Origin of the sequence: Enterobacter sp. SA187 (assembly GCF_001888805.2) — a bacterium.
GTDB lineage: Bacteria > Pseudomonadota > Gammaproteobacteria > Enterobacterales > Enterobacteriaceae > Enterobacter_D.
Window position 1 is genome coordinate 69,273 of the sequence record NZ_CP019113.1, and the last position, 11,682, is coordinate 80,954.

Annotated in this window: 10 protein-coding genes and 5 tRNA genes; all 15 read right to left on the minus strand. The window is 55.0% G+C overall.

Annotated features, from left to right (window positions below; translation table 11 throughout):
* Positions 1-127: 127 nt before the first annotated feature.
* Positions 128-643: an S-ribosylhomocysteine lyase gene (luxS, locus tag BMF08_RS00365; protein WP_072570043.1), complete on the minus strand. Its 516-nt coding sequence runs from the start codon at positions 641-643 to the stop codon at positions 128-130.
* 151 nt (positions 644-794) lie between these two features.
* Positions 795-2,339: a glutamate--cysteine ligase gene (gene gshA / locus BMF08_RS00370; protein ID WP_072570042.1), complete on the minus strand. Its 1,545-nt coding sequence runs from the start codon at positions 2,337-2,339 to the stop codon at positions 795-797.
* Positions 2,340-2,415: 76 nt separating this feature from the next.
* On the minus strand, positions 2,416-2,844 hold the full coding sequence (locus BMF08_RS00375) for a YqaA family protein (protein WP_072570041.1): 429 nt from the start codon (positions 2,842-2,844) through the stop codon (positions 2,416-2,418).
* Entirely contained in the window at positions 2,841-3,407 is a 567-nt protein-coding gene (yqaB, locus tag BMF08_RS00380; RefSeq protein ID WP_072570040.1) for a fructose-1-phosphate/6-phosphogluconate phosphatase, read from the minus strand. The genes BMF08_RS00375 and yqaB overlap by 4 nt, the downstream gene beginning before the upstream one ends.
* Before the next feature lie 248 nt (positions 3,408-3,655).
* A tRNA-Arg gene (locus tag BMF08_RS00385) sits at positions 3,656-3,732 on the minus strand.
* 185 nt (positions 3,733-3,917) lie between these two features.
* Positions 3,918-3,994: transfer RNA gene (locus tag BMF08_RS00390), tRNA-Arg, on the minus strand.
* A 53-nt stretch (positions 3,995-4,047) separates the two neighbouring features.
* A tRNA-Arg gene (locus tag BMF08_RS00395) sits at positions 4,048-4,124 on the minus strand.
* Between the two features lie 185 nt (positions 4,125-4,309).
* Positions 4,310-4,386: transfer RNA gene (locus BMF08_RS00400), tRNA-Arg, on the minus strand.
* Between the two features lie 4 nt (positions 4,387-4,390).
* Positions 4,391-4,483 (minus strand) — tRNA-Ser (locus BMF08_RS00405).
* Between the two features lie 363 nt (positions 4,484-4,846).
* A complete protein-coding gene (gene csrA / locus BMF08_RS00410) occupies positions 4,847-5,032 on the minus strand; it encodes a carbon storage regulator CsrA (RefSeq protein ID WP_000906486.1) in 186 nt (61 codons plus the stop codon).
* 242 nt (positions 5,033-5,274) lie between these two features.
* A complete protein-coding gene (alaS, locus tag BMF08_RS00415) occupies positions 5,275-7,902 on the minus strand; it encodes an alanine--tRNA ligase (RefSeq protein ID WP_072570039.1) in 2,628 nt (875 codons plus the stop codon).
* Between the two features lie 129 nt (positions 7,903-8,031).
* Complete coding sequence (gene recX / locus BMF08_RS00420) at positions 8,032-8,538, minus strand: recombination regulator RecX (RefSeq protein ID WP_072570038.1); 507 nt, start codon at positions 8,536-8,538, stop codon at positions 8,032-8,034.
* A gap of 71 nt (positions 8,539-8,609) precedes the next feature.
* Positions 8,610-9,674, minus strand: a complete 1,065-nt coding sequence (recA, locus tag BMF08_RS00425) for a recombinase RecA (protein ID WP_072570037.1) — start codon at positions 9,672-9,674, stop codon at positions 8,610-8,612.
* Positions 9,675-9,763: 89 nt separating this feature from the next.
* Positions 9,764-10,261, minus strand: coding sequence for a nicotinamide-nucleotide amidase (gene pncC / locus BMF08_RS00430; RefSeq protein ID WP_072570036.1), 498 nt, complete (start codon positions 10,259-10,261; stop codon positions 9,764-9,766).
* A 129-nt stretch (positions 10,262-10,390) separates the two neighbouring features.
* Positions 10,391-11,473 carry a lytic murein transglycosylase B gene (gene mltB, locus BMF08_RS00435; protein WP_072570035.1) on the minus strand — a complete coding sequence of 361 codons (1,083 nt, stop codon included), beginning with the start codon at positions 11,471-11,473 and terminating at the stop codon, positions 10,391-10,393.
* Positions 11,474-11,682 lie beyond the last annotated feature (209 nt).

Here is an 11,682-nt window from a genome sequence, read left to right on the forward strand (position 1 = left end):
GGCGCGTTGCTTGCCGGGCCTACGCTTTGTAGGTGTAGGCCGGGTAAGCGAAGCGCCACCCGGCAAAACCGGCAAATAAAAAAGCCAGTTCACTGAACTGGCTTTTTTTATACCTCACTGACCGAAACTAGATGTGCAGTTCCTGCAGTTTTTCTTTCGGCAGCGCCAGTTCGTCGTTGCTGTTCACACGCACGTCGCGATCCAGAATATGACGCGCGATCTCCTGCGCTTCGTCCAGCGAGTGCATCTGATAGGTGCCACACTGGTAGACGTTCAGTTCCGGGATCTGGTTCTGCTCTTTCACCTTCAGCACGTCCGCCATCGCCGCTTTCCAGGCATCCGCCACACGCTGCTCGTCCGGCGTACCGATCAGGCTCATATAGAAACCGGTGCGGCAGCCCATCGGGGAAATGTCGATGATCTCAACGCCGTTGCCGTTCAGATGATCGCGCATGAAACCGGCGAACAGGTGCTCGAGCGTATGAATGCCCTTTTCCGGCATCACTTCCTGGTTCGGAATGCAGAAACGCAGATCGAAAACGGTAATGGTGTCGCCATGCGGCGTGTTCATGGTCTTGGCAACGCGCACAGCAGGCGCTTCCATACGGGTATGATCGACTGTGAAGCTATCCAACAATGGCATCTTGTCACCTCCGGAGTGATTTTTTTAAAAATAAACTGAACTCTTCGAACAACCGCGAGTCTGAATATATGAAAGACGCGCATTTGTTATCATCATCCCTGTTTTCAGAGATGAATATTTGGCCACAGAAATGTGGCCTTTTTCTTTTCTGTCAGGCGTGTCTTGCCAGCAGCTCTTCAAACGACTCGGTATCCGCCGCTTCCACTTCCCGCTGCCGCGCCCATGACGCATCGTGCTCTTTGCTGAAATCTTCTTCTTTCAGAATTTCCAGCGGTTCTTCACGCAGCATATCGCGATATTGCGCCGCCAGTGATTTGCCGGTGCCGCCAATCCCGTTATCAATCATCGAGCGCAGAATGCGCGCCGAGAAAGTCAGTTCAGGATCGTCAAAGCTGGCCACCAGTTCATCACATACTTTCGCATACGCATCACCGCCGTCAATACCATCGAGAGTTTGCGCGACGCGTTTCAGATCCTGGAATAAATCTTTGCCCACTTTCGCCAGCGGATATTGTGCCGTTTCACAGCCGATACCCAGCGTCAGGCCAGGCTTACGCCCTTCAAGGATCACGCGGTTCCAGTTGGTGCGCGTGCACAGCAGTTCGTCGCTGCTCATCTCCGGCGCATCCGCCAGCGCGCACCAGACCATAAACAGGTCGAGGAAGCGTACCTGCTGCTCATCAACGCCAATGGGTGAGAACGGGTTGATGTCCAGCGAGCGCACTTCAATGTACTCAATGCCGCCGCGCAGTAACGCATCCGACGGCGTTTCGCCGCTGCGCGTTACGCGTTTCGGACGGATAGGCGCGTACAGCTCGTTTTCAATCTGCAGGATATTGGTGTTGATTTGCAGATGCTTGCCGTCTTTCGTCAGGCCCAGCTTCGCGTATTCTTCAGACGGGGTTTTAATCGCCCGTTTCAGCGCCGCCACGTACTCGTTCAGCTCGTTAAAGGTGATGCCGAGGTTGCTCTGCGACTTATTGGTGTAGCCAAGGTCGCTTAAGCGCAGCGAGGTGGCATACGGCAGATAGTACATGCCGTTTTCCGTTTTCTCGAACGGCAGCGAGGTCGGCTTGCCCTGCAGGAACGACGGGCAAATTGCCGGCGACGCGCCAAACAGGTACGGGATCACCCAGCCGAAACGGTAGTAGTTGCGGATCAGACGGAAATACCCTGCCGAGATCGCTTCTTTATCCGTTTCACCGCATTTTGCCTGCCAGAAGGCCATCGGCAGCGAGAAGTTATAGTGCACGCCGGAAATGGTCTGCATCAGCGCGCCGTAACGGTTTTTCAACCCTTCACGGTAAAGCGTCTTCAGGCGACCAATATTTGAGGGGCCGTACTGCGCCAGCTCAATGTCCTGACCGTTCTCGATGTAACAGGGCATACTCAGCGGCCATAACCGCTCGTCGCCCAGCTGACGCACGGTATAGCGATGCACATCGCGCATGATCGTCAGCATATGATCAATATCGCCGTCGACCGGAGTAATAAACTCCAGCAGCGCTTCCGCGAAATCGGTCGTGATCCATTTATGTGTCAGCGCTGAACCGAGCTGCTCCGGATGTCCGGTTGTTGCCAGACTGCCATCTGCATTAACGCGCAGCGTTTCGCGCTCCAGCCCGCGCTGGATCCCCTTCAAAGCCTGAGGGTGGTTTTCCAGCCAGGACAGCGCCTGTGATACGTCCGGGATCAAATTGACCTCCCGCCTGTCGAAATCATTTCTACACAGCATAATTGTAATGGTTGACGATTTAAGGCCAGCAATGCAATTAGTGCCACCACGTCATGCCCTGAAGCGTTGCGAATGCCACAACAACATAGCGCAACGCCTTGCCAAGGCATAAAAAAAAGAGAACTGGCCCCCACGAGATGCGCATCCATCCCGCCAGCAGGCACAGCAAATCACCAATAACAGGCATCCAGCTCAATAATAGCGCGGCTGCGCCATAACGATTGAGAAAACCTGTGGCTTTTTCCTGCCAGCGTGACGTTTTACGCAGCGGAAAGAAGCGACCAAGGATAACGTTAGTCAGCCCTCCAAGGCTATTACCCATTGTTGCTATTAATACCAGCAGCCAGGGCTGACTCACGCCAGAAAGAAGTAAGGCGACCAGCAGCACCTCAGAATTGCCCGGTAATAACGTGGCGCTGAGAAAACTGCCGGCAAACAATGAGAAGAGTGACAGGCCGTCACTCACAATACGCGCACGTCCACGACGTCCATGCCAGCTGCGCGTGCCGCCTGAAGGCCGAAATCCGCGTCTTCAAACACCACGCACTCGGCGGGCGGCACGCCCATCAGCTCGGCGCAGCGTAAAAAGGTATCGGGAGCGGGTTTATGGTGAGTCACATGATCGGCGGCGACCACGGCGGTGAAATAGTGGCGCAGGCCCAGATGCGCAAGCAGCGCTTCGGCAATGGCGCTTTCACTGCCGGTGCCGACAGACATCGGGCGACGACCGTGCCACGCTTTCACCACTTCTACCAGCGGTAACGGACGCACGCCATCGAGCAGCATAGACTTCACGGCGGCGGTTTTTTCCTGCGCCAGCAGATGCGGATCCAGATCGGCCTGATTGTATTCGATAACAGATTGCGCGATACGCCAGGTCGGTGAGCCATTAAGGGCAATCATCGCCTGCAAATCATAGCGCAGACCATAGCGCCCTAGGACGTCATCCCAGGCTTTACGGTGCGTAGGTTCAGTATCCAGGATGGTGCCATCCATATCAAAAATTAGTCCACTGTAACGTTCGTACATCGCGTTCTCACAACCGGATAACAGAAGGATACTGTAACGTAAACAAGGATTTTTGTCGCTGGCAGCGCAAGGAGAATATCGGGAATTTTGGATTTGGGAGGAGGTACGAAGAATGGTGCATCCGGGAGGATTACTCGGCTGCGCCTTGCCCTGCGGGCCGTTGCTGAAGCAACGTTATCCTCCCTGGTGCTTGTAACAGCATTGCAGATTCTTTCATGAATCGCTGTTGCTGAAAGACCGGGGAAGTATGGTGCATCCGGGAGGATTCGAACCTCCGACCGCTCGGTTCGTAGCCGAGTACTCTATCCAGCTGAGCTACGGATGCATCGGGAATTGCTGTACTGCGCTGATTGTTACTGAAACAACCAGAGGAGAATGGTGCATCCGGGAGGATTACTCGGCTGCGCCTCGCCCTGCGGGCCGTTGCTAAAGCAACGTTATCCTCCCTGGTGCTTGCGATAACATCGCACGCTCTTTAACAGCCGCTTTCGCTGTTATCCTGAAGGAGAATGGTGCATCCGGGAGGATTCGAACCTCCGACCGCTCGGTTCGTAGCCGAGTACTCTATCCAGCTGAGCTACGGATGCATCGGGAATTACTAAGGTACTGCATTGACTGTTACTGAAACAATCAAAAGAGATGGTGCATCCGGGAGGATTCGAACCTCCGACCGCTCGGTTCGTAGCCGAGTACTCTATCCAGCTGAGCTACGGATGCATCAGGTATTGCTTTACTGCGCTGATTGTTACTGAAACAACCAGAGGAGAATGGTGCATCCGGGAGGATTACTCGGCTGCGCCTCGCCCTACGGGCCGTTGCTAAAGCAACGTTATCCTCCCTGGTGCTTGCGATAACATCGCACGCTCTTTGACAGCCGCTTTCGCTGTTATCCTGAGGGAGAATGGTGCATCCGGGAGGATTCGAACCTCCGACCGCTCGGTTCGTAGCCGAGTACTCTATCCAGCTGAGCTACGGATGCAAAATGGCGGTGAGGCGGGGATTCGAACCCCGGATGCAGCTTTTGACCGCATACTCCCTTAGCAGGGGAGCGCCTTCAGCCTCTCGGCCACCTCACCACACGCCTCTTACGAGTGCTTCGAAGAACTTGTTTCTGCTCATCGTCGCTGCGTGGCGCACATATTACTTTCTGGGACTTATAAGTCAAACAATTTTTCCCAGCCCTGAATCGATTGCACACTTCGCAGACAATTAGGCTGCAAAAAGCGCAAAAAGGATGTTTTATCAGCAGATTTTAGCAGGCGCGGCCGCGGTAGCTGGCGGAGGCGGTTCAGCCCCATGGTGATAAAAAAGCGCAGAATAGCCAAAGAATTTGCACGTGCGGATGCACAGGGAAATTAAAAGGAAATGATAGTGTCACGAAAGAGGAGGAAAATAGCGGGAATGAACCGCGCCTCGCCGGGGGGCGAGACGCGATAATATCAATAGCTGGACTGCTGGGATTTTTCAGCCTGGATACGCTGGTAGATTTCTTCACGGTGAACGGACACTTCTTTAGGAGCATTGACCCCAATACGTACCTGGTTGCCCTTAACGCCTAAAACAGTCACAGTGACCTCATCCCCTATCATGAGGGTCTCACCAACTCGACGAGTCAGAATCAGCATTCTTTGCTCCTTGAAAGATTAAAAGAGTCGGGTCTCTCTGTATCCCGGCATTATCCATCATAAACGTCAAAAAAGTATGTGATGACCAGTATCTGAAGCGACAGCTATCACCACTATTACTTTCTGTTAAACGTAAGTTTAGCCGATATACACAACTTCAACCTGACTTTATCGTTATCAAAAGCGTAGTGACAAAAATGCCACAACCTGAGTCATGGCATTTGCCTGCGCTTTTTCGTTATTTACAGCTTCGCACTTACCCAGGTTTTAACGCTGGCCAGTGCTGCGGGAAGCGCTGACGCATCGGTACCGCCGGCTTGCGCCATATCCGGTCGACCGCCCCCTTTGCCCCCCACTTGTTGGGCTACCATTCCTACCAGTTCCCCTGCTTTCACGCGGTCGGTCACATCCTTAGACACACCCGCAATCAGAGAAACCTTACCCTCTGCCACCGTAGCCAGCACGATTATAGTAGAACCTAACTGATTCTTCAGATCGTCGACCATGGTACGCAGCATCTTCGGCTCAACGCCTGCCAGTTCACTGACCAGCAGCTTCACGCCATTGATGTCTTCGGCTTTGCTGGACAAGCTTGCGCTCTCCAGGGCTGCCTGTTGTTCTTTCAGGTGTTGCAGCTCTTTCTCAAGCTGACGCGTTTTATCCAGAACGCTGCGCACTTTCTCGCCCAGGTTCTGGCTGTCGCCTTTCAGCAACTGCGCGATGTCATGCAGCTGATCGCTTTCCGCATGCAGGCTGGCAATCGCCCCTTCGCCGGTGACGGCTTCGATACGACGCACGCCAGCGGCGGTGCCCGATTCCGACACAATACGGAACAGGCCAATGTCACCGGTACGTGAGGCGTGAGTCCCGCCGCACAGCTCCGTTGAGAAATCGCCCATGCTCAGCACGCGCACACGATCATCATATTTCTCACCGAACAGCGCCATTGCACCCTTCGCGCGTGCGGCTTCCAGTTCCATGATATTGGTTTCGATCGGCAGGTTGCGGCGGATTTGCGCGTTTACCAGATCTTCAACCGCACGGATCTCTGACGGTTTCATCGCTTCGAAATGCGAGAAGTCAAAGCGCAGGATCTTGTCGTTAACCAGAGAACCTTTCTGCGCCACATGCGTACCCAGCACTTCGCGCAGCGCGGCGTGCATCAGGTGCGTGGCGGAGTGGTTCAGACGAATACGTTCGCGGCGAGCCTCGTCAACTTCCGCTTTTACGCCATCGCCCAGCTTCAGCACGCCGGACGCCAGTTTGCCCTGGTGACCAATCGCCTGAGCGTATTTCTGCGTGTCGGTAACGGTAAAGGTGAAGCCATTGCCTTTCAGCTCGCCCTTATCGCCCACCTGACCGCCGGATTCGGCGTAGAAAGGCGTTTCATCCAGCACCACCACCGCATCCTGACCGGCTGTGATGGCGTCTACCGCTTTACCGTCGACAAAGAGCGCGGTGACTTTTGCGGTCAGCTCAAGGTGGTCGTAGCCTTTGAATTCGGTACTGCCGTCAACGCGGATCATCGCATTGTAATCGGCGCCAAAACCGCTGGATTCACGCGCGCGACGGCGCTGCTCTTCCATTGCGGCTTCGAAGCCCGCTTCGTCCACTTTCAGATTACGCTCACGGCACACGTCGGCGGTCAGATCCACCGGGAAACCGTAGGTATCGTACAGACGGAAGGCGGTTTCACCGTCCAGCGTATCGCCGGTCAGCTTCGACAGCTCTTCATCCAGCAGCGCCAGGCCACGCTCCAGCGTGCGGGCAAACTGCTCTTCTTCGGTTTTCAGCACCTGCTCAACCTGCGCCTGCTGGCGTTGCAGATCTTCGCCTGCCGCGCCCATCACCGCGATCAGCGGACCGACGAGTTTGTAGAAGAAGGTGTCTTTCGCGCCCAGCATGTTGCCATGACGCACCGCGCGACGAATGATGCGACGCAGCACGTAGCCACGGTTTTCATTCGACGGCAGCACGCCATCCGCAATCAGGAAGGCACAGGAACGAATATGGTCGGCAATGACGCGCAGGGATTTGTTGCTCAGATCCGTCGCGCCCGTCACTTTCGCTACGGCTTCGATAAGTTTGCTGAACAGATCGATATCGTAGTTAGAGTTCACATGTTGCAGTACGGCGGCAATACGCTCAAGGCCCATACCGGTATCCACGGACGGCTTCGGCAGCGGTTCCATGGTGCCGTCGGCCTGGCGGTTGAACTGCATAAAGACGATGTTCCAGATCTCAATGTAGCGGTCGCCGTCTTCTTCCGGGCTACCCGGAGGCCCGCCCCAGATGTGATCGCCATGATCGTAGAAAATCTCGGTGCACGGGCCGCACGGACCGGTGTCACCCATCTGCCAGAAGTTGTCGGAAGCGTATGGCGCGCCTTTGTTATCACCGATACGGATGATACGTTCGCGCGGAATGCCGACTTCTTTTTCCCAGATGTCGTACGCTTCGTCGTCAGTGGCATACACGGTTACCCACAAACGCTCTTTCGGCAGGGCAAACCAGTTTTCACCGGTCAGCAGTTCCCATGCGAACTGAATGGCTTCGTGTTTGAAGTAATCGCCGAAGCTGAAGTTACCCAGCATTTCGAAGAAGGTATGGTGACGCGCGGTGTAACCGACGTTTTCCAGGTCATTGTGTTTACCGCCCGCACGCACGCAGCGCTGCGAGGTGGTCGCGCGGGAATAATTACGCTTGTCGAGACCAAGGAATACATCCTTGAACTGGTTCATCCCGGCGTTGGTAAACAGCAGAGTCGGGTCGTTATTTGGAACCAGGGAGCTGCTGGCAACTACCTGATGGCCCTTACTATGGAAAAAGTCGAGAAACGCCTGACGGATCTCAGCGGTGCTCTTGCTCATAATTATCCTGAAATCAAGCTAACGTATTATCGTAGCCGGCGGTTGACTGCGTAGAGACCGCCGCCAACTACCGGAAAAAGTGGGAATAAGATAAGTTTTCTTTACTGCGAAGTAAAATCCCGTATGCAGTCAATCATCAAAATTTCGCCACAGCGCCTGAATATCTTCCATCATAAAGCCGCGGTACATCAGAAATCGCTGTACTTTCACTTTATCGGCGAAGGCGGTGGGCAGCGGCTCGCCATATTTGCGGTAGGCCTGCTCGCGAGCCAGCGCCGTCCAGTCAATATCACACTCGCGCATCGCCGCCTGCGCGGCTTCCCGGCCAATGCCTTTCTGGTTTAGCTCCTGGCTGATGCGCGACGGGCCGTAACCTTTGCGCCCGCGGCTGGCAATAAACTGGCGGGCGAAACGATCGTCATCAAGGTAGCGGTTTTCAAAGCACCAGTTGACGACGTTATTGATATCTTCTTCGCTGGCATCCACCGGCTCCGGCCCGGTTTTGGTCATAACGGGCGCGGTGAGTTTGCGGCGAAATTCCTGTTCACTGTGATCGCGCATCGCGAGGATACGCATCGCCCGATCCAGTAACCGGGCATAGGCGGAACGACGGGGCGTAGTATCAGAATCAGACATAGCACACCTGCTGGGAATGGAATAGCAAAAGGGCTGCATAAGCAGCCCTTTTTATCGGTTACATAAGATTATCAGAAATCTTCGTCGCCTTCTTTCGCGTGTTCATCGTTGTCATCAACGGTGAAGTCAGGCTTGGTATCCGGATTACTGAGCAGCGCGTCACGCACTTTCTTCTCAATTTCCTTCGCCGTTTCCGGGTTCTCTTTCAGCCAGGTAGTGGCGTTCGCTTTACCCTGACCGATTTTCTCACCGTTGTAGCTGTACCATGCACCTGCTTTCTCGATGAACTTCTCTTTCACGCCCAGGTCAACCAGTTCGCCGTAGAAGTTAATACCTTCCCCGTAGAGGATCTGGAATTCAGCCTGTTTGAACGGCGCGGCGATCTTGTTCTTCACAACCTTCACGCGGGTTTCGCTGCCCACTACGTTATCGCCCTCTTTCACCGCGCCGATACGGCGGATGTCGAGACGCACGGAAGCGTAGAATTTCAGCGCGTTACCGCCGGTGGTGGTTTCCGGGTTACCGAACATCACACCGATTTTCATACGGATCTGGTTGATGAAGATCAGCAGCGTATTGGACTGCTTAAGGTTACCCGCCAGTTTACGCATCGCCTGGCTCATCATACGTGCCGCGAGGCCCATGTGAGAGTCACCGATTTCGCCTTCAATTTCGGCTTTCGGGGTCAGCGCTGCAACCGAGTCAACCACCAGCACGTCAACGGCGCCTGAGCGCGCGAGCGCGTCACAGATTTCCAGCGCCTGCTCACCGGTATCCGGCTGAGAACACAGCAGGTTATCAATATCCACGCCCAGCTTACGTGCGTAGACAGGATCCAGCGCATGTTCAGCATCGATAAACGCACAGGTTTTACCCTGACGCTGCGCCGCCGCGATAACCTGAAGGGTTAAGGTTGTTTTACCTGAGGATTCCGGCCCGTAGATTTCTACGATACGGCCCATCGGCAAACCGCCTGCGCCCAGTGCAATATCCAGAGAAAGCGAACCGGTGGAGATAGTTTCCACATCCATGGAACGGTCTTCACCCAGGCGCATGATGGAGCCTTTACCGAATTGCTTTTCGATCTGGCCCAGTGCTGCCGCCAACGCTTTCTGTTTGTTTTCGTCGATAGCCATTATTACTCCTGTCATGCCGGGTAAAGCAGGTGGTGCTCAACCGGGAATTCTTAACTGTTGCGGCAATTATACTGTATGCTCATACAGTATCAAGTGTTTTGTAGAAATTGTTGCCATAGCGTTTGCAGGGCATAAGCCGTGGCCTGACGACGCACATTTTCGCGGTCGCCGCTGAAGCATTCACAGCGGGTGATCCCCTCGCCTGCGGCGCTGGCAAAGCCAAACCACACGGTGCCGACGGGCTTGGTAGCCGTGCCGCCGTCCGGTCCGGCAATGCCGCTGATGGCGATCGCATAGTCCGCGCGGGCGGCTTTAATGGCGCCTATCGCCATCTCAACCACCACCGGCTCGCTCACCGCGCCATGCTGTTCCAGCGTGGCGGGCTTAACGCCAATCATCTGCGCTTTCGCTTCGTTACTATAGGTGACAAAACCGCGTTCAAACCAGGCGGAACTGCCCGCAATATCGGTGATGACTTTCGCCACCCAGCCGCCGGTGCAGGATTCAGCGGTGGTGACCGTGGCGCCCCGCGCTTTGAGCGCCTGTCCGATACGCTCGCTCAGATGCATCAATTCACTGTCTGTCATCATGACTCCCGTAAGTGAATAAAAACATGGCAGACAAGATAGCATCTTCTCAATAAAGGTGGGGGCGGGAAGTCGATTTTACGAGGGGGCTTCAGAAAAAAGGCCAGCGGACGCCGGCCTTTATCGTTATTACTTAACGCGCGACAGCGCCACCGTCTGACCGAGCTGCCAGACTGCCATTGCATAGTGGGTGCTGTGGTTATAGCGGGTTATGGCGTAGAAGTTCGGCAGACCGTACCAGTATTCGTAGCCGGTGCCCACATCGAGGCGCAGCAGGCTCGCTTCCTGATGATTACCCAGCGATTGCTGCGGCGTTAAGCCCGCCGCCGCCAGCTGCGCAACGCTGTATTTGGTTTTGAAGCCGTTCGCCAGCCCCGGCGCCTGCCCGATGGCCGGTACTGCCACCAGATCGCCTTTCACCCAGCCATGCTCTTTGAAGTAGTTGGCCACGCTGCCGATAGCATCCACCGGATCCCACAGGTTGATATGCCCGTCGCCATTAAAATCAACGGCATACTCTTTATAGGAGGACGGCATAAACTGTCCGTAGCCCATCGCCCCGGCAAAAGAACCTTTCAAATCGAGCGGATCGTCGCTCTCATCGCGCGCCATCAGCAGGAAGGTTTCCAGCTCGGAAGAGAAATAGGCGGCGCGGCGCGGATAGGCGAATGACAGGGTTGCCAGCGCATCCAGAATGCGGGTTTTCCCCATCACGCGGCCCCAGCGGGTTTCCACGCCGATGATGCCGACGATGATTTCCGGCGGCACGCCGTACACCTGCCACGCGCGATTGAGCGCATCTTCATATTGATCCCAGAAGGCTACGCCGTTTTGCACGTTATCCGGCGTGATGAACTGTTTACGGTAACGCAGCCAGGCACCGGTTGGCCCTGAGGGTACGCTGGCGGTCGGCGCCTGGCGATCCATCAGGCGCAGCACGGAATCAAGGCGCTTCGCCTGCGAGAGGATCTCATGCAGTTGCTGACGGTCAAAACCGTGTTTGCTGACCATCATATTGATGAACTGTTCAGCCGCCGGGTTGTTGGCAAAATCGCCGGCCGGATTGAGCATAGTATGCTGCGGCTCCAGCAGGAATCCGCCGGAAGGCGGCGTGCCCGCAGTGGCAGGAGCCTGAGTGGATTTTGGTTTACTGCTACAGGCGGAGAGCAGAACCAGCACAGGTAAAAGAGCTGCGTAACGACGCTTAAACATGGGACATCCATATAAGATAACGAATTCGGCGAGAGGGAATTATGGTAAAGCATCTGCCTGTCCACAAGGAAGCGGCAAAGAGAAGTCGCCGCAACATTCTCCTGCGCCCCGCCTAAATCTTGCAAAACGAACGTTTACTCCCCTTCTTTTCCTTAAAATCTTTCATTTCGATCATTTTATCTTTCATAATGAGATATGAATAACACTTT